Annotated in this window: 16 protein-coding genes and 1 pseudogene; 3 read left to right on the top strand and 14 right to left on the bottom strand. The window is 53.1% G+C overall.

Annotated elements, in window-relative coordinates:
• From VI25_RS01335 to VI25_RS28165, 3 genes are all read right to left on the bottom strand, one after another.
• The gene (locus tag VI25_RS01335; protein ID WP_045687891.1) at positions 1-2,367 is read right to left on the bottom strand and encodes a M1 family metallopeptidase; all 2,367 of its coding nucleotides are present in this window, start codon (positions 2,365-2,367) and stop codon (positions 1-3) included.
• A 206-nt stretch (positions 2,368-2,573) separates the two neighbouring features.
• On the bottom strand, positions 2,574-2,777 hold the full coding sequence (locus VI25_RS28170) for a HupE/UreJ family protein (RefSeq protein WP_316934226.1): 204 nt from the start codon (positions 2,775-2,777) through the stop codon (positions 2,574-2,576).
• 38 nt (positions 2,778-2,815) lie between these two features.
• A complete protein-coding gene (locus VI25_RS28165) occupies positions 2,816-3,184 on the bottom strand; it encodes a HupE/UreJ family protein (RefSeq protein WP_316934220.1) in 369 nt (122 codons plus the stop codon).
• A gap of 407 nt (positions 3,185-3,591) precedes the next feature.
• Between VI25_RS28165 and VI25_RS01325 the strand changes: the two genes are divergently transcribed.
• From VI25_RS01325 to VI25_RS01315, 3 genes are all read left to right on the top strand, one after another.
• Positions 3,592-4,452, top strand: coding sequence for a hypothetical protein (locus VI25_RS01325; protein ID WP_152981442.1), 861 nt, complete (start codon positions 3,592-3,594; stop codon positions 4,450-4,452).
• A 262-nt stretch (positions 4,453-4,714) separates the two neighbouring features.
• Positions 4,715-5,137: a hypothetical protein gene (locus VI25_RS01320; RefSeq protein ID WP_045687889.1), complete on the top strand. Its 423-nt coding sequence runs from the start codon at positions 4,715-4,717 to the stop codon at positions 5,135-5,137.
• 192 nt (positions 5,138-5,329) lie between these two features.
• Positions 5,330-6,334 carry an acyltransferase gene (locus tag VI25_RS01315; protein WP_045687888.1) on the top strand — a complete coding sequence of 335 codons (1,005 nt, stop codon included), beginning with the start codon at positions 5,330-5,332 and terminating at the stop codon, positions 6,332-6,334.
• 192 nt (positions 6,335-6,526) lie between these two features.
• Here the strand turns inward: VI25_RS01315 and VI25_RS01310 are convergent, their stop codons facing one another.
• From VI25_RS01310 to VI25_RS01265, 11 genes and pseudogenes are all read right to left on the bottom strand, one after another.
• Positions 6,527-7,738: a hypothetical protein gene (locus VI25_RS01310; RefSeq protein ID WP_055562191.1), complete on the bottom strand. Its 1,212-nt coding sequence runs from the start codon at positions 7,736-7,738 to the stop codon at positions 6,527-6,529.
• Between the two features lie 542 nt (positions 7,739-8,280).
• Positions 8,281-10,902: an ATP-dependent chaperone ClpB gene (gene clpB / locus VI25_RS01305; protein WP_055562190.1), complete on the bottom strand. Its 2,622-nt coding sequence runs from the start codon at positions 10,900-10,902 to the stop codon at positions 8,281-8,283.
• A gap of 218 nt (positions 10,903-11,120) precedes the next feature.
• The gene (locus VI25_RS01300) at positions 11,121-11,693 is read right to left on the bottom strand and encodes an outer membrane beta-barrel protein (RefSeq protein ID WP_072144729.1); all 573 of its coding nucleotides are present in this window, start codon (positions 11,691-11,693) and stop codon (positions 11,121-11,123) included.
• Between the two features lie 22 nt (positions 11,694-11,715).
• Positions 11,716-12,447, bottom strand: coding sequence for a hypothetical protein (locus VI25_RS01295; protein WP_045689661.1), 732 nt, complete (start codon positions 12,445-12,447; stop codon positions 11,716-11,718).
• A 266-nt stretch (positions 12,448-12,713) separates the two neighbouring features.
• Positions 12,714-13,636: pseudogene (locus tag VI25_RS01290) on the bottom strand (DUF808 domain-containing protein).
• 340 nt (positions 13,637-13,976) lie between these two features.
• A complete protein-coding gene (gene bla / locus VI25_RS01285) occupies positions 13,977-14,726 on the bottom strand; it encodes a subclass B1 metallo-beta-lactamase (protein WP_055562189.1) in 750 nt (249 codons plus the stop codon).
• A 503-nt stretch (positions 14,727-15,229) separates the two neighbouring features.
• The gene (locus VI25_RS01280) at positions 15,230-15,694 is read right to left on the bottom strand and encodes a hypothetical protein (RefSeq protein ID WP_045689660.1); all 465 of its coding nucleotides are present in this window, start codon (positions 15,692-15,694) and stop codon (positions 15,230-15,232) included.
• A 49-nt stretch (positions 15,695-15,743) separates the two neighbouring features.
• A complete protein-coding gene (locus VI25_RS01275) occupies positions 15,744-16,307 on the bottom strand; it encodes a hypothetical protein (RefSeq protein ID WP_045689659.1) in 564 nt (187 codons plus the stop codon).
• Positions 16,308-16,796: 489 nt separating this feature from the next.
• Positions 16,797-16,952: a hypothetical protein gene (locus tag VI25_RS26300; protein WP_236704830.1), complete on the bottom strand. Its 156-nt coding sequence runs from the start codon at positions 16,950-16,952 to the stop codon at positions 16,797-16,799.
• Positions 16,949-17,197, bottom strand: a complete 249-nt coding sequence (locus VI25_RS26295) for an NUDIX hydrolase (RefSeq protein ID WP_236704829.1) — start codon at positions 17,195-17,197, stop codon at positions 16,949-16,951. Before VI25_RS26295 ends, VI25_RS26300 begins: the two co-directional genes overlap by 4 nt.
• 24 nt (positions 17,198-17,221) lie before the next feature.
• A complete protein-coding gene (locus VI25_RS01265) occupies positions 17,222-17,797 on the bottom strand; it encodes a hypothetical protein (protein WP_052695412.1) in 576 nt (191 codons plus the stop codon).
• Positions 17,798-18,031 lie beyond the last annotated feature (234 nt).

Raw genomic sequence — 18,031 nt, 5'->3', positions numbered from 1 at the left:
TTAGTTGCCACCGGTAGCACCGGTAGTGCCACCGCTCTGCTTGGGCTGCTGCGACGACACATTGCGCTGCTGCATGGGGTTCTGGGGAGCGGCCTGCTGTTGCTGCTGGAACAGTTCGAAGCGGGAAGGCGCCAGCTTGCGCGGGAAACCATTGTTCGAGAGGTCTGTGTCGGCGGTTTGCAGGTAGGGGTCGAGGGTGAACGAGGCCACGGGCTTTTCGGTGATGAACACCTTGGTCACCTCGGCGTTGTTGCGGCGCCAGATTTCGGCGGGGATGTTCACTACTTCGTTCGTGCCGTCGGCGTAGGTCATCTGAATGATAACGGGCATCACTAGGCCACCCAGGTTCTTCAGGTCAACCTGGTAGTAGTTCAGGCCCTTCTTCAGGATCTCCTGCTGCTCGGGCTTCAGCTTCGATACGTACTGCTGGTAGCGGGCCTTATCGGTTTCCGATACCGCCAGCGGGTCGTAGTTGTTGTAGAAGTCCTTCAGCTCAGGGCGCTCGTCTACCAGGGTTTTGCTGATGTCCTGGAGGTTGCGCTGCTGGGAGAGGCTCTTGGGAGCGGCGTTCAGTTCCTCGCGGCGGGCGGCATTCTCAATGTCGGGGTTCTTGGAGTCGACTTTGTACCACTGCACGTTTTCGATGCTCATGTCGGTGTGCTCGGTGCCGTAGAACCAGCCGCGCCAGAACCAGTCGAGGTCAACGCCCGAAGCGTCTTCCATAGTGCGGAAGAAGTCGGCGGGCTTGGGGTGCTTGTAGGCCCAGCGCTGGGAATAAGTTTTGAAGGCGTAGTCGAAGAGCTGACGGCCCATTACGGTTTCGCGCAGAATGTTCAGGGCGGTGGCGGGCTTGCCGTAGGCGTTGTTGCCCAGCTGCAGCACCGTCTCCGAGTTGGTCATGATGGGGTTCTGCAGGTTCGGGTTCATGGCCATGTAGGGCACAATCTGAGCCGGCTCGCCGCGGCGCGAGGGGTAACCCCGTTCCCATTCCTGCTCCGTGAGGTACTGCATGAAGGTGTTCAGGCCTTCATCCATCCAGGTCCACTGGCGCTCATCGGAGTTCACAATCATCGGGAAGAAGTTGTGGCCTACCTCGTGGATAACTACCGAAATCAAACCATACTTCGTGGCCGAAGAGTACGTGCCGTCAGCCTCGGGGCGGTAGCCGTTGAAGCAGAGCATAGGGTACTCCATGCCGCCGATGGGGCCGTGCACGGAAATAGCCACCGGGTACTCGTAGGGGATGGTGAACTTAGAGTAGGTCTTGAGGGTGTGCGCTACGGCCTGCGTGGAGTACTGGCCCCACAGCGGGTTGGCCTCCTTGGGGTAGTACGACATGGCCACCACCGGCTTGCCTTCTACCTTCAAACCCATAGCATCCCAGATGAACTTCCGCGAAGAAGCCCAGGCAAAGTCACGCACGTTTTTGGCATCGTACACCCAGGTCTTGGTGCCTTTGGCGCGCCCTTGCTCGGCCTTAGTGGCCTCGTACTGCGTCACAATCACCACTGGCTTCGAAGAAGTTTTAGCCTGGTTGAAGCGCTGGCGCTGCGTAGAGGTCAGCACCTGGTCGGGGTTCTGCAGGGTACCGGTGGCGCCTACCACGTGGTCGGCGGGAGCCGTAATGGCCACTTTATAGTCACCGAAGGGCAGCGTGAACTCACCCTGGCCTAGGAACTGCTTGTGCTGCCAGCCGTTCACGTCGTCATAGACGGCCATGCGGGGGTAGAACTGGGCAATTTCGTAGAGGTAGTTCTTGTCCTGCTCGAAGTACTCGTAACCCGAGCGGCCACCCGTTTTCTTCTGGTCGTTTACTGTATAATGCCACTTCACCGTAAACGTTACGGACTGCTTGGGGGCCAAAGCCTGGGGCAGGTCCACGCGCATCATGGTGTAGTTGATGGTGTGGGGCAACTGCTTATTGCCGCCCTTCATCCGGATGTCGTCGATTTTGAACGAGCCGTCGAAGCTGGTGCGCTCCAGGTACTCCAGCGTCTGAAACGACATCTTATCCCGCAGCTCCGCCGTTTGCGTGGAGGCCGTCATCGACTTGGGGTCGTAGATGTTGGCGTCGAGCTGCAGCCACAGGTAGTTGAGCTTGTCGGGCGAGAGGTTGGTGTAGGTGATATCCTCGGTGCCGCTGATGCTCTGGTCGGCATCGTTGAGCGTCACTTTGATATTGTAGTCGGCGCGCTGCTGCCAATAGTCGCGGCCGGGGGCGCCGGAAGCAGTCCGGTAGGTGTTGGGGGTCGGCAACTCTTGGCCGAGCTGCGCAAATTTGTCGGTTCCGGAGTTGGTGTTCTGCGCCACGGCCGGGGCGGCCAGCAGCGCAACCAGCCCGGCGGCCAGCAGAGTAGGTTTCAACATAGAGAGGAGGGGAAAAGCCCGCAAAGAAAGCGAAGATACGCACCAGTACCGGGGATACCCGCGCGTGCCGCGAAAGACACGCACAGGTGGGAGCGTTGCACAAGTGTAGCCCCATTTAGCCGATAAAGTGACAAATTAATGTCATAGCGCTCCGCATGCGCTAGTCACGTGCCGCAACAGGAGGCGTACCCTACGTGGGGCTTTTCCTACAACTGCCCCAAGAGCAAGACAACAGCAATGCCCAACGCCGCGCCGCTAGTTACCAAAAGCCAGTCGCGGCGGGCAACATTAACGACGCGCAGCAGCACAAAGCCCAGCAGCAAAATGAGGCCTACAATAACTAGTTGACCTAGTTCCACGCCAATATTGAAACTGAGCAGTTCCAGCACGGGTCGGCTCTGGCGGCCCAGCAGTTCGCGCAGGTAGCTAGAGAAGCCCAGGCCGTGAATCAGCCAAATACGGCAGCCAGCAGATTAGGTAGGGTGAGGATGATAGCATCGGAGCGTCGCCGCTCACTGGGGCGGGCAGAAGGCTTGCCCGCGCGCGCCAGATTCAGCAGGCAGGTGAGCACAATAGTTACCGGAATCAGCACCTCAATCAGCTTTGGCGAGTAGCTTACCACGTTCAGGGTAGCTAGCGCCAGCGTAAGGGAGTGGCCCACCGTGAAACTTGTGACCAAGGCTACCACTCTACGCCAGTCTTGGAGCACATAGGGGGCGCAGAGGGCCAGCAGAAACACGAGGTGGTCGTAGGCCTGCAGGTTGAAAATGTGGTGAAACCCGAGCTGGAGGTAGGTCGAAAAAACAGACAACGACATTGTGCAAAGCTACAAGATGGCAGTCAGCAAGCAGTACCGGCGCGTTTTCGGGTCTGGCGGTACCTGCACCCTAGAGGGGTAGGTACCAACAAAGAAAACGCAACAGTATAGTGCTTATTCAATACTAAGTACTGGTATTTTTCGGTAGCTACCCTTCCTAAACTAACTAGGGCGGCAGCGGAATGTCTGCTAACACTTAGTAGCTGGGCAATAGAGCTAAAGCAAAAGAGGCCTTGCCAACGCTACCGTGACGCCTTTGGGTTGCTTGCTCACGGTAGCTGTGCTATATGGCTCCTTGACTAATAGACGCGTGTTCGCTCACTTAGCACCTTAATGGCGCCTGCGAAAAACCGGAGCATTATTTGAGTGGGCTACTTCTGCTTATATGGCTCAATGGCCTTGGGCATGTGCCGTTTACTTTTCACTTTATCCTTATTCGTTTACATGACCATTTCTATCACCCTCACGCCCGGCGCGCGGGTGCTACTCTGTTTTTATCCGTGGCGCTTACATTGGTGGCCCAGGCGCAAAACGTGGTTGTAAAGGGCGACGTCATTACCGTCGATAAGAAGCCCTACGCCAAGCTCACCAAGGTGGGGAGCATGATGATGAAAGACTTCACCTTGCTCACGCTTGATGATAAGGAGGTGATGAAAGCCAAAGGCAACATCACTTCTTTGCCCAACAATGAAACGTTTATCTACTACATGATGACGTTTCAGCCCGGTGGCGAAACTGCTGAGATGGGTAAGACCGGGCTGAACTTCGCCCAACAGCTAGCGGAGGCCCTGGTGAAAAATGAGGTGATGCGCGACGGGCAACCTAACCCCGATGGTATTAAGCGCTTCACGGAAGCCTACGGCGAAAAGCTCTCGGCCAAGTACGCAGCCGAAACCGCAGCTCAGAACAATGCCAAGCCCCTGGAGTACCAAATGGTAGAGCGTGCCCGCCGCGGCCCGGCCGCCATTGCTTTCAATAAGCGCACCCAGCGCACCGAAATTATCCAGGATGACAAGGTGATTGGTTACCTCAGCCCCATAAGCAATGATAAGGGGCGTTCCAATTGGGCAGTGGTGTTACCCGACGGCCTCACTATTGCGGAGGTCAATATTGAGGCCTGGATGGCCGACTCTCCCGGTGCCCGTGACATCACCTATAAAATGCTGGTGAAGAAGGACAACAAGTACCACAATCGCTCCGCCGTGGGAGGGGTAAGGGCCGCCCAGCAAGACGCCGTGCAGTACCTCGTACTAGGTGGGTACCTGTAAGCCACTACCGGCACTAAGCGGTTGTCTGCTGAGTAAGAAGCAGCAAGCCTGGTACCTGGGGTAATCCGCTTAGCACTAGTAGTTTTCAACTCGAAAGTGCTGTTCTGCTTCAGAACAGCACTTTGTGTTTGTATACCTGCCCCCATAAATAGGGGTAAGGGTAAGGTGGTGGTAATTATTATTTTATGCGGTGAAATATATAGCCAATAAAGAAGTTATATATTCGGCGAGTCAAGTTATTCTACCATATTTCCTTCGTTCAATGAAACTAACTTTAGTTGCCCTAATGCTATGGCTAGCGGCCAGTAGTACGTGTTTTGCCCAGCAAACTGCGCCTTCTCCGGCAAACTCAGTAGGTGCGTATCAAGCGGGTAGTGTATCGGATAGCACACGGCAAGTACTACACCGGCTTTTCAAGCGCGGCCGGCTGTATGGTACAATTGGCGCAGTGGCGGGCGGAATGGTGGTAGCAGGAGCTACTAGTTATGTAGCCAGAGGAGAGGGAAACTGGCAGACAGGAATAGATTACGTCTTAGGAACTAGTGCCTTGGCATCGGGGCTGACGATTAGGGTTCTGTTTAGCCGTCGTAATGAGCGGAAGCTGTTGGAAGACTTGGCGCAGGGAAAACCGCTACCCGACTATGTAGTGCAGTGGCTGCCTTTCGCGCAGAAAAGAAAGAAATAAAGCCCACCCACAGGCATGTGTTGTACAAGCAAGCTTCCTAAGGCCTGCTCTAGCAGCAGTATGCCCCATTAATACTGATTATGGATGCCATTACCCGTTGGTATGGTCTACTAATTAGATGATTGTAAAAGAATTTCGTCCTGTCTACTCCACCCAAAAACACGCAACTCAGAAGACACTTTTTCAACTCATATGCAGACAGCCATAATGCGAAGCGACGCTCGGAACTACACAATAGATATGCTGAGAGCCATAGGCGCATTCTGCGTGATCATGCTTCACATGCCCTACTCGGACCTGAGTGCCAAAGGCGTTTCTGCCATGTCCTTGTGCGCTAGGTGGGCCGTGCCTTTCTTTTTTCTGGTAAGTGGCTACTTCTTCGAAAAGAAAAGCAAAGCCAATCTAGATCAGGCCTTCATGCATGTGCTGAAAAATCTAGTCGCAATATTTGCACTTGCCAATATTGTGTACCTGTTCATTGCCCTGAAAACCGAGTACTACACGGCCGCTGATATTTTTTCGGTTAAATCCCTAATCCTGGGCGACTACATTCACCTATGGTTTATTGGGTCCATGATTTTTGGGTACATCACGTTGTGGTTTTTCTTGTCTTTGAAGATGGAAAAACTACTTCCGAGTGTTGCCGCCGGTACTCTGGTATTTATTCTGCTCTATAGCCCCTATTCTGTGCTGACGGGCCCCTACGTGGAGGGCCATTTATCCAGATTTCTGCTGTCCATTCCCTTTCTATTTATTGGGTTTATGTACTCCAGATTTCACCTGGAACAGCGGTTTAGCAAGTGGTTCAGCGTGGGTATGATGGTGGCTGGCTTTGCGCTACAGTACATTGAGAGCTATATCCTATTTTCTTTCCGCAAGGAAGGCCTGTTCGCCCACGAGTTCCTGTTCGGCACGTTCCTGTTCTCCATGGGCGTCTTTATGCTGTCCTTCGCCATTGTAACCCCCAAGGACACAATTCTCTCCAGGATAGGCCGGAATTATTCTTTGATGATCTATTTATATCACCCATTGCTAATTGTCGTTACCTTTTTTGCTATCAAGAAAGTAGGCTTGCAAAATTCCAGCTACACCCTGTGGTTTAACCCGGTGTTGATATTTATGGCTACGCTCTTAATAGTTAAATTTTTATCGAATAAATATCCGAATGTGTATAAAGTAATTAGTGGACGGGTATAATAAACGTATTCATAATGCAACTTGCTGTTAGAACGTAATTCTGAGCAGTCACAAATAAGTTTCTCTACTAATAAGAAACCCCACCGGTGCAGTACCGGTGGGGTTTCTTATTGGTTTTACACATTCAGTGCTACCAGTGCTACCACTCCACGCATGACAAAGCCGTGTGTAAATAAGTGCTGGTAGCTGGGCTTAATGGTCCCCTTCCCCGCTCAGGTCCGCCCCAATCATCACGATGCGGGAGGGGGCACCTCCTACACTAAAGGTATGCTTCTCGGCCAGGGTAGCTTTGTCCAGCATGTGCACTTTTCCCTGCGTGGCGTTCGTGATATACACATGGGTCTTAGTAGCCGTGAGGAAGGGCACTACCGTGGCCACGTCGGGCAGCAGCCCCGTGAGCGACTTGTCTATTTTCTTTGCTCCAGTAGCACCATCAAATATAGAAAGCTTGCCATCGGCCTGTAAAACCAAGATGTCTTGGCCAGCCGCATCGTATACCGCGCGGGTATACTGCGTGATGCCACCCAGGCTTGTAAAGGTTTTTGCTACGGGATTTACCATGTGCAGACCAGCCGTGGCACTCATGCCCAAGAATGTTTTGGCAGATGCTCCATAGCTGAGGCTAGACAGCCAGTTCGAGCCAAAGCTAGCTGGGTAGGGAATTAGCTCTTGCTGACCGGAACTCTGAACCTTAAGAATGCCTTGCGGAGTGCCAAACACGGCCACGGAGCCATCGGTAGCGTTGCCGTGAATGTTGGTTACCGCAATACCAGAAGGGCTACCTACTTCGTTGCCCTGCGCGTTAACAATCTTTACCCGCCAAGGAGTAGCACCAGTTGTAGCCTTATCTGAGACGGCGTAGGTATTATTGGCAAACGTGATTACAGCGCCATGATGCGCACTTCCTACTGGTACCGCAGTGGTAGTAGTAGCTGAATGCAACTGTGATTCATTTGTGGTGTGCAACTTGCCATCGCCATCCCCGAAGATAGCAATGCTGCTACCCTGCACAGTGAAATGGGCGGGCTTCACAGCGGCTGATTTTGTGAGAGCCCATTTGGGGGTGCCCTTCGTGTGGGCATGGTCGCCGTGAGCTTCAATGCCACTATCAAAAAACTCTACCGAGTTATTGGCACCCGACACAAAAGCGGCAAAACGCCCGCTACCCGTTGGGTACAGTGTGGCACCGCCAAAGCTAGCTTGAAAGCTTTCCTGTGCCTTTTTCTTTGGGTCGAGTAGATGTACGGCGGTACTCGTTTGGTCGGCCACTAGTAGCCGCACGTGCTGACTTTCAGTTTTCTCCGGCGTCACTACCTCCGAGTCATTTTTGTCGCAGGAGGAGAACGCACTGCCTAGAAGCAAGGCTGTGGCCGGATAAAGAATAGTACGGGTTACTGTTTTCATGAGAATAAGGGAAGGATGAATGAGGCACGAAGGTATATATGAAACAATGTTGCATAAATTAAAATATAGTTAAAAAGGCCCTGCTACTTACAAATAGCAGGGTATATCATTTGTAAAGCGCGCAAGTAGTACCGAAAAGCAAAGCAAATAGTGGCTCAAAGCAGCGCATACCAGTACTGCCACTCCATGATAGTAGCCTTTAATAGACAGGCGCTTGACTGCTGAAGGCTACTTCGGAACTCCGAAATTGCTCGCCTTGAAGTCGAGCACAACAGTGTTGCTAACGAAGAAGATGTTGTCCGTGAGAGCATCTATGTTCTCATTCGCGTTAAATGGGTAGATGCTGGTTGCGGTTAAACCATGTCTTATACTTGGGCAGCTTCCGCTATCCTAAGTAAGCGTCTTGCTGCATGGTTGCGCCGTAGCAAGGTACTTGCTCTCCTCAGGAGGTTGTGCAGCCGTTGCCTGACACTAGTTTAAATACGCAAAAGCCCCGCTGGCACTGTGCCAGCGGGGCTTTTGCGTATTTAACAATGGGTATTTTACACGCCTGGGATTTCCACGTCCACGTTCACGAAACGAATCTGCTCGTCTTCCAGCACGGCTTCCACCACGGCGTCTTTGCTCACGCGGCCCGAGAGGATATCTTTCGACAGCTCATTGAGCACAAGGCGCTGCAACACCCGCTTCAGCGGCCGGGCCCCGAACTGCGGATCGAAGCCCTGCTCGCCGAGGTAGTCGAGCACCTCGTCGGTGGCTTCCAGGCGGATGCCAGCTTCTTCCAAGCGCTGCTGAATCTGCCGGAACTGGATGTCCACGATCTTGCGGATTTCCTTACGCTTGAGCGGCTGGAACATCACAATCTCGTCGATGCGGTTCAGAAACTCGGGACGCATGTGGCCTTTGAGTCGCTCCACCACTTCCTCGCGGGTACGGTCCACCACTTCGTCGTGGTTGTACTCATTCAGTTCTTTGAAGTTCTTCTGAATGATGTCGGCGCCCGTGTTGGAGGTCATAATGATGATGGTGTTCTTGAAGTTCGCCACCCGGCCTTTGTTGTCGGTGAGGCGGCCATCATCGAGCACCTGCAGCAAGATATTGAACACATCGGGGTGCGCCTTCTCTATTTCGTCGAGTAGAATTACCGAGTACGGCTTGCGGCGTACGGCCTCGGTCAACTGCCCACCTTCGTCGTAACCCACGTAGCCGGGAGGCGCCCCAATCAGGCGCGATACAGCGTGGCGTTCCTGGTACTCGCTCATGTCAATGCGAACCATGCTGTTCTCATCGTTGAACAGGTACTCGGCCAGGGCCTTCGCCAGTTCGGTTTTACCCACGCCGGTAGTACCCAGGAAGATGAACGAACCAATCGGGCGCTTGGGATCTTGCAAACCGGCGCGGGAGCGGCGCACGGCATCAGAAATGGCCGCAATGGCTTCCGTCTGGCCAGCTACACGCTTGCCTAGCTCTTGCTCCAGGTTCAGCAGCTTCTCGCGGTCCGACTGTAGCATCTTGCTTACCGGAATACCAGTCCACTTGGCTACTACCTCGGCAATGTCCTCGGAGGTTACCACTTCCTGCAGCATCGAGCCGCCGTCTTTGCCTTTGTCGGCTTCGGCCTGGGCCTGTAGCTCTTTTAGCTTGGCTTCGGCTTCCTGAATCTTACCGTAGCGCAGCTCTGCCACGCGGCCGTAGTCGCCCTGGCGTTCGGCCTGATCGGCTTCCAGCTTGTAGCGCTCAATGTTCTCTTTCTCGGTCTGAATGCTGGTGAGGGCCGATTTCTCGTTTTCCCACTGGGCTTTCAGGGTGTCGCGCTTGGCCGTTAGCTCCGCCAGGTCCTTGTTAAGCACGTTCTCCCGGTCGTGGTTTTCCTCCCGGCGGATGGCTTCGCGCTCAATTTCCAGCTGCATAATGCGGCGCTGCACCTCATCCAACTCCACGGGCATAGAGTTCAGCTCGATGCGCAGCTTGGCGGCAGCCTCGTCCATCAGGTCAATGGCCTTGTCGGGCAAGAATCGGTCGGTGATGTAGCGGGAGCTAAGCTCTACGGCGGCAATTACGGCGTCGTCGGTGATGCGTACGCCGTGGTGCAGCTCGTACTTCTCCTTGATGCCACGCATGATGCTGATGGCATCCTCTGTAGTCGGCTCATCTACCATCACGGCCTGGAAGCGGCGTTCCAGAGCTTTGTCCTTCTCAATGTACTTCTGGTACTCCTTGAGGGTAGTAGCCCCAATGGAATGCAGCTCACCGCGGGCCAGGGCAGGCTTAAGTAGGTTGGCGGCGTCCATGGCACCTTCGCCACCGCCGCCGGCCCCAATCAGGGTGTGCATCTCGTCGATGAACAGAATGATCTGGCCTTCGGAGTCGGTTACTTCTTTGATAACGGACTTGAGGCGCTCCTCAAACTCGCCCTTGTATTTGGCGCCCGCAATGAGCAAGCCCATGTCCAGGGACATGATGATTTTATCCTGGAGGTTTTCGGGCACGTCGCCAGCCACAATGCGCTGAGCCAAGCCTTCTACAATGGCGGTTTTACCAACGCCGGGCTCACCAAGCAGGACAGGGTTGTTCTTAGTGCGGCGGCTCAGAATCTGTAGTACGCGGCGGATTTCCTCGTCGCGGCCAATAACGGGGTCCATCTTACCGGTGCGCACCTGCTCATTGAGGTTACGGGCGTAGCGGTTGAGGCTCTGGTACTGGTCTTCGGCAGTCTGGCTAGTCACCTTGCGACCCCCGCGCAACTCCTTGATGGCCGCTTTCAGGTCTTTCTCGTTGAAGCCGGCATCCTTCATCAGGGTAGCTACGGCGTCTTTACCGCCCAGCAACCCTAGCAGCAGGTGCTCCACCGACACGTATTCGTCGTCAAACTCTTTCAGGAAGCCGGTAGCGCGCTGCAGAGCCGCGGCGGCTTCGTTGGACAGGTAAGGCGAGCCCCCGCTTACTTTGGGGTAGCCCGTTACCAAGGCATCGAGGCGGGGCGTGAGGATGTTCAGGTTGACACCCAGCTTCTTAGCCAGAAACGACAACACATTCTCGTCGCTCTGGAAGAGGCCCTTCAGCAGGTGGCCGGTTTCAATAGCCTGCTGCTGATTGCCCCCGGCAATTTCAGTGGCCTTCTGCACGGCCTCCTGTGCCTTGATGGTATAATTATTAAAGTTCATGGCTTGCTAAGTCTAGGTAGGTGCTTCGGGTTAGGAAGTTCTACGAGATGCTTAGCAAACGGGGTGCAGAAGAACTTATACTGACATTTTGACTTATTTTAATCGGTTGCTTTATGTGCTTAATGTAATTATGGCGTATAAAGTTAACTATCCATATTAACAGTGATGTATTTAAATTATTTCATATTATTGAAGTTCTACTTGCTTATTTTAGGTTCCTAAAACTCCAAACCAGCAACAGCGCTAAAGGCTTGATAATACATAGGACCAATCTTTTCTAACTGTCCAAGTGCTGTATACTGCACGCCTGAATAATTGTCTCTGTTCCGGCCTTTAGTGTATTGAATTTCCAGCAGCGGAGAGATACGCGTAAACGCTTTGATTTGCACACCCAGCCGCACAATGCCGCTTAAAGTTGGATTCGTCTTTTGCCTGACCAACGGAGTAGCTGTTACTACATCGTTGCGGTAGGAATTGGAGCCACTAACATACGTCAGCGTAGTGTAGGATAGAGTAGTGCGGTTGTTGGTAAACATGCCGATTTTAGGGCCAGCCGCTAGGTAAGGCTGTACTGTATGATGTCCTATCGTATAGCGCAATAAAATGGGTATTTGCAAACTGTTCACTTCCACAGAGGCAGGCAGAGCAAGTAACTGACCAGAATTTACCGTTCCGAGTTGAGCTGGCTTTGTTTTGGTAAGATGAGTGCGCATACGGCTATAGCTAAATCCACTGCTAATTGACCAAGCATTTTTGTTGGCTAGCCTCAGTTCCAGTGCATAAGTAGGCAAGGTTGAATAGGTTGCCTCAGCATCAGAAATAATCAGATGACCGGTATGACAACTGACCATTTTGTAGGCCAGCCCGCAGGCTTACCAAAAGCTGGGTTGTATTGCGCTCTTCCGGAAGCCGGTAATCATAAGCTTTGGTGCTCGCTTGACACAGGGTGTCGTAGCGTAAGGCAAGATTGCTTAGGCCGCGCTCAGTGAATGTCGTGCGTGGTATCAACTTCACTACTTCCAGACAATCTTTGAATAACGCTGCCAAGGTAGCCTGGTGGGTACGGCGTTGCACTCCTACCGGACTGCTGTTAGCAATGTCGATAAAATATTGTGCCGTTTCGGAAGAAGCGTATAGTTGATTGGGATTATTATGAGCCGCGTTGAAGTCGTACCGGTAGAAGTTGGCCTCGCCTGCTACTAGGTGCTGGAAGAAAACAGTTGAAGAATCAACTACGCCAGATTCAGAGTTGCGGTTAGTTGGAATGGTACGCTTAACAAAGCGTCGACCATCTTGCAGCCCAAAGGCGCGCAAATCCTGAACGGTATATTTCTTCTCTGCGCTCTGACTGGTCTGGTGCAAGATGACGCCTTCGGTGGTGGCAAAGCGCGGAACGGTTAATGTACCCTTGATAGTATCACCTTGAATGGTTACAATATAGCCAGGTGTGTTATTAGCCAGTGCTTGCGCCAGTGCTATACTAGGACAGGTGATAAATAGGTTAGTTATGAGCAGCGTTAGCTGAAAGCTTTTTTTGCTTGGCATTTTCTAGATTATTGCTGGTTAGTATCGCTGGTATTTGTAGGGAATGAATATCCACTAGTAAATATTAGCGTTGTTTGACTCAAGGCTTGACAAGCTTGCTGCCAAGCTACGCAGGAAGAAGCAAGTGGCAAGTGACGCTTAGCTAGTTTCACTATCTCGCCACAATGGCCCCGATGAAGCCGACGATCAGCACCCCAGCATTCCCCAACTAGCGCTATAGCTCGTGACTAGCTATGAGGCGGAGACCGTACCTACAATGGCGCGGCTCATTTTTGCTTGCTGAATACCTTCTTGAACAGAAGCACTAGTTTCTCAACTACAAAACCAATCAGTAGCCCGCCAATAGCACAGGCCAGTGCCTTGGCAAGCCAGGCCACAGCGGGTATGTGCGCTAACGCCTGTTCCAAATCGTGCAGTAAGTGAGCGGTAAACGGAATGCCGTGAGCTATGATTTCGGCCCCTACCCACAGCATGGCCGCCGTACCTACATACCCGAGGATACGCAGGAAGTGCGGCATAAATTTCACGATACCGCGCCCCAATTTTTGCACAGCGGGGTGGTATTTGTCTTGGGCGAGGTGCACCCCTATATCGTCGGCTTTCACAAGCAGGCCCACAAAGCCATATACCGCCACGGTAATAAACACGGCCACGGCCAGCATTACGACAATCTGGTTGATGATGGGCTGGTCGGCTACCTGGCTATAGGCAATGGCTATGATTTCGGCTGACAGAATGATATCGGTGCGAACGGCTCCCGCCACCCGTTCCTGTTCCAGCTCCTCTGGCGTAATCTCTTGTAGCTGCTCGCTTTCAGCCTGCTCGTCGTGGTGCTTGCTGAACATGGAGTGCACCTTTTCATACCCCTCGAAGCATAAGTAAGCCCCGCCCAACATAAGGATGGGCGTAATGGCCCAAGGAGCGAAGTACCCCAGCAACAAGGCCGCCGGACTCAGAATGAATATTTTATTGATCAGTGACTTTTTCGCTATCCGGTAAATGATGGAAAGCTCACGGGATGGGTCCAGGCCCACCACATACTTGGGCGTAACCGCCGTATCGTCGATGACAATGCCGGAAACTTTACCGGTGGTTTTGGCTACCTGGTAGGCACGTCATCTAAACTAGCGGCGCTTGCCTTTACCAAAGCGGAAATATCATCCAGTAGCGCAAAAAAACCTGAAGCCATATTCTATGTGTTCGTTTCTTGATTCTTGTTTGCAGATAGTTACGCGTTTTTGCTTCACGTAGCTTGCCAGCAAGTTATAGCGTTTTCGCGGCTGGTGCCTGATTTGCTCTTACGGCAGCAGTACCGTGCCCCTAATTGGCCCGAGCCGGTAACTCGTGACCTGTTGGGTAATAGAGGTTATACTCTACTGATGCGTAGCGGCAGACTACCTAGGAACAAGTCCGGTTGAAGTAGCTGCTCTAGAGGCGGACGGTCTGGGTTTGGTGCACTAAGCAGGCTCAGATTTCTGTATTGAGAAAGCATAACTCTGCTATACTGGCAGCTTCCAGTAACCAATAGGCTACGGTTGCTGGAAGAGTTGGATAGTGTAGTCGAGTAGGCTTTGGTCGCCAACTTTGCCATGCCCCGGAACGACAACTTTCACATTAGGATACTCTCGTTTCACCCTTTCCACGGTTGCGGGCCATGCTTGGGCATTGGCGTCGGCGAGGTTGCCTTTTCCAGCTTGCAACTCTTTAACTAAGCACCCGCCAAACAGCACTTCATCATCCGGGAAATACCCCACCACATTGTCTTTGGTATGCCCCTCTCCCCAAAAAGCAGCGTAGACTTTGGTCTTGCCAACTCGTAAAGCAAGGCTATCCGTGAATCCGTGCTGCGGAACGTTGGCTCCACTCTGCTTGGCATACGCAATGGTCTTCTCGCTGGCATAAGACGGAATTTTGCTTTGTTCAAACTCCTTTAAGCCGCCAACACAATCGTCGTGGAAATGCGTTGGGATTATCGCCTTTATCGTACAGTGAAGATCCTTTTTTATCCAGGCAATCAGTTCTTTTGATTCCTTGTCATGAGTAGGAGTGTCGAACACGACGGTTTCTTTTCCGCTTTTCACGATTAGGCCGTTGCAAGGCACTTTGCCGAAGCTTTCGGTGCTCAAGAAAGAAGTATGAACAAAGGTGCCTTTAGAGACTTGCACGATGGTTAAGTCCCCTGATTGATAAACTACTTTGCCGGCTGCAGCACTTACTTGGTGGAGATAGGGCTTTGCTTCAACAGCAACTAGCAGCAAAAGGGCAAGTGAAAACTTCATGGTTCTGGAGTTGATAAATACTGCGTGTAATAGCTTCGCTGGCTGTCATGCACCTACAATAGTGCTTCATAAACGGAGGCTGCGTTTGCTCTCATATTCTGCTTCACTCTGAGCTCCGTCTGACCAAGAAGTGTAACCGAATATACTCTAGGAGGGAAACTGCTCTATCGTTCAAACTTATATGATTCGGTTAGTTGCCTGACTAGTATAAGCGGGCTGCGAACTGCGCCAAGGCAAATCCATTTGCAGGTAGTGCGAACGGTAGGATGCACATTCTTCCTGAAACTATTCGGCATGAGGTGGTATGCAGCAGTATGTTCGTGCAAGTAGGGTAGCGCCTATAGCAACAAACGAAACGCACCAAAACCACTTGGGTCTTGGTGCGTTGCTTATTTCTGTAATAACGATATGATATAACGTGAAATGTCTATAGCGTAAGGATATGGCTTGTAGAATAGTTGGCTACTGCATTGTCGAGCTGATGCCATTTGTGGTCCCTCTCATTACGCTATCTGCCGGCCTATTCCCGAACTAATAGTGGTGGCACGGCGGAATAGCCATCCCGCCGCCACCCACAGCCCAGCAAAAACAGTATTCAGCACAATCACCCACAGTACACCCATGTTAAGCTCAGGCCGCTTGATCAGGAGAGCGACAAGCGGCACAGCAAACTGAGTAAGCGCGGCGGCAAACATAGCACGAGCCATACCCTGGGGCTGAAGCCGGGCCACTGCCGCCCCAATGAAGCCAACGGCTAGCACCGCTCCATACAGCAGATTCATGGGGTTGTCTTCGCTGCCTATGAAGCCCACGGCCAGGTTGCCCCACACCAGCAGGAGGGAAGCCGCCGTGGCTACTCCTGCAGCCAGTTTGTAGGTGCCACTGCGGCCCCGGCTGGCTACTAGCAGATACAGGAGGCCCAAGACCAGCAGCAGGATGCCTGCCATTACAAATTGGGATATCGCCATAGGAGTATCAGGTAAGGTTCAGGAATGATGGGGTTCAGAGTCTGTTCCTCTAAGCCAGTTGCCGGTGCGAGTTGGTGGCGCGGCGAAACAGCCAGCCCGAAACCGCCCAGATGGCGGCAAAAGCACCATTGGCAACCAGCACATTCAGCAGCTTCACCTGGGGCTCCGCCGCCACACCCGTCGGGGTCCAGACAAACAGCGCCACGGCAGTAACCACGATGTAGGTGAGCGACGCCGCAAACATGGCATTCGACATGCCCAACGGCCGGAACCGCGCCACAAAGGCCCCGATGAGCGCCACGGCCAGCACCCCCAGGTAGAGCAGATTAGCAGGGTTGTCTTCGCTCCCGACGAGGCCCACGGCCAAATTCGCCCACACAAGTAAGAGCCCGGCCGCTACTGCTACGCCCACGGCCAATCTATACGCGGTGCTGTCGCTCATTCGCGCAATCAACACGAACGTGAGACCAGCCCCGAACAGTAGAATGCCCGCAGCAACAAAGTCGCCCACACTCCAAGCCATTTCGGCAATAAACAGCTTGGCTGTCAAGGGAATGAGCAACAGAAGCCCCGTAGCCAAGGCAACGCGAGTAACGCTTTTAGCGAGTGTCATGACAGTAGTGTGTTTGACGTACAACAGATGAGAAAAGCCGTAGGAAGCAAGTAGCAGCAGCAGAAGACACAGATTCTATTAGAAGCCTTTGGTAAGCATCCTTGCAGTAGAAGCGTAGCCCAGAGAATCAAGCTTGTGTGTGTTTCTGTCTCCTAGCAGCTGCCGGTCCTGGTAGTAAGCCGGAGTGATGCAAAGGATATAAAAGAACTTTGCATTTCAAAGTAAACAAATATTTTTTTGTTGCCATCCGGCTATTGGAGTAGTCAGGAAAGTAAAGCAGTGTAGCACCCGCGCAAGAGTCTGCTACCCCTGGCACTTTACCAGGTACCACGCTAGCCCTACTACCAGCGCTGCCGAGCCAAACCGGAGGAGCAAGAAAACCCAGGTAGGAAGTTCGGGTTGCTGAGGCGACTGCATAGCGCGTAGGGTAGAAGTGAAAAGTGTGCAGCCGCTAGCGTATCCTCGCGAAGCAAAGAAGCTGCGGGTACTTTAGTCGGCGAGTTGATGTTGTGCGCGCAACCAATCAAAGATGATTTGGTCTACAGCAGACACCAGCGGGCGGTGGCGGTAGGTGAGCCACAGAACTTCCGCAATTTCAGCGGCGGGCTGCAAGTGGCCAGCGTAGTGTCCGGAGTAGCACGTCATCTGGACCAGTACCCCATCCGGATGACCGTGGCTGGCGCCGTAAAGGTGCCTACATGCACGAGGGTGCCCGGGTCCAGTTCTACTGTTAGCTCCTCGCGTATTTCCCGCACGAGCGTTTGGGCATCGGTTTCGCCGGGCTCCCGCTTTCCACCGGGCAAGTAGTACCGGTCTTTGCCCCGGCTGCGGGTGCTCAGAATGCGCCCTTCATGTAGGTGAAGCCAGGCAATCTTATCAATAAGGGACATCAGCGTTGCTGTGAGAAGCAGTACTTAGCGTCTGCTGGGGTTAGCAGACGCTGGCGACAAATGGCGTAGTAGGGTCAGGAGCATGTGGTAGATTTCTCGCAGGGCCTCGGGCTCCACAATAGCCTGTTCTTTGATAAACGTTAGCCACACCCCGCCGGGAGTATCCTCGGGAGCCGCCACCAGATCTAGGCGTAGCTCTTGGTATTTCAGCAGAACTGCACGCACACCAGGCTCTGCCAGCAGTTGCTGCAAGCGGCCCGGTTCATTGGTTTTGATTATGTACGCTGCATCCAGCTCCGGGTCGCCCACTTGCACATCTTGCATGCCCAGGGCCTTCCCCAGCTGATGTATCCAATCCTGCTCGTGTAAGGCGAAACGCAAGGTGGGGGCCCCTGGTACCAGCGCCATGAAGCTGGTTGTTTCATAGCCGCCCTCAAAGCCGCCACCCAAGTCTACCTCCAACTCCAAACGCATCTGGTAGCCTCCCTCGTGTAAGTCGGCACTATACTCAAGGATGTCTTCTTGCTGCTGAAGATCGGCTGCAACTTGCTGCCAAAGGGCAGTTTCAGATTCGGCGTGGAAGGAACGAAGGCTACTCATAGCGGGCAAGGCGGGAAAAAATAGAAACGGCCACTTTGGCGAGGAAACGGCCCGGGCAGCACCAAGCTACGGCTTAGGAGTTGCGTACGTGAAACGCCTGCTCTGTGTTGAGAGGTACCAACCGCAGCGCCAGTTGGCATCTGGGAAGGTAAGAGCGTAGGAAAACTGCCTTGCCTACCGTGGAGCTCGTGGTAAAACAACAGGGCAAGGTGTCACTTACTGGGGGTTGAAAGC

It is taken from the genome of Hymenobacter sp. AT01-02, assembly GCF_000961955.2.
GTDB lineage: Bacteria > Bacteroidota > Bacteroidia > Cytophagales > Hymenobacteraceae > Hymenobacter > Hymenobacter mucosus.
The sequence above is the reverse complement of the archived record's forward strand: the minus strand, read 5'-3'. Positions and strand labels throughout refer to the sequence as shown.

Coding starts and splice junctions, on each gene's coding strand:
- VI25_RS01320 (WP_045687889.1), top strand. CDS start 4,715: ATGAAACTAACTTTAGTTGCCCTAATGCTATGGCTAGCGGCCAGTAGT.
- VI25_RS28165 (WP_316934220.1), bottom strand. CDS start 3,184: ATGTCGTTGTCTGTTTTTTCGACCTACCTCCAGCTCGGGTTTCACCAC.
- VI25_RS01295 (WP_045689661.1), bottom strand. CDS start 12,447: ATGCCAAGCAAAAAAAGCTTTCAGCTAACGCTGCTCATAACTAACCTA.
- VI25_RS01280 (WP_045689660.1), bottom strand. CDS start 15,694: ATGGCGATATCCCAATTTGTAATGGCAGGCATCCTGCTGCTGGTCTTG.
- VI25_RS01335 (WP_045687891.1), bottom strand. CDS start 2,367: ATGTTGAAACCTACTCTGCTGGCCGCCGGGCTGGTTGCGCTGCTGGCC.
- VI25_RS01315 (WP_045687888.1), top strand. CDS start 5,330: ATGCAGACAGCCATAATGCGAAGCGACGCTCGGAACTACACAATAGAT.
- VI25_RS01275 (WP_045689659.1), bottom strand. CDS start 16,307: ATGACACTCGCTAAAAGCGTTACTCGCGTTGCCTTGGCTACGGGGCTT.
- VI25_RS01265 (WP_052695412.1), bottom strand. CDS start 17,797: ATGAGTAGCCTTCGTTCCTTCCACGCCGAATCTGAAACTGCCCTTTGG.
- clpB (WP_055562190.1), bottom strand. CDS start 10,902: ATGAACTTTAATAATTATACCATCAAGGCACAGGAGGCCGTGCAGAAG.
- VI25_RS26295 (WP_236704829.1), bottom strand. CDS start 17,197: ATGTCCCTTATTGATAAGATTGCCTGGCTTCACCTACATGAAGGGCGC.
- bla (WP_055562189.1), bottom strand. CDS start 14,726: ATGAAGTTTTCACTTGCCCTTTTGCTGCTAGTTGCTGTTGAAGCAAAG.
- VI25_RS26300 (WP_236704830.1), bottom strand. CDS start 16,952: ATGACGTGCTACTCCGGACACTACGCTGGCCACTTGCAGCCCGCCGCT.
- VI25_RS01310 (WP_055562191.1), bottom strand. CDS start 7,738: ATGAAAACAGTAACCCGTACTATTCTTTATCCGGCCACAGCCTTGCTT.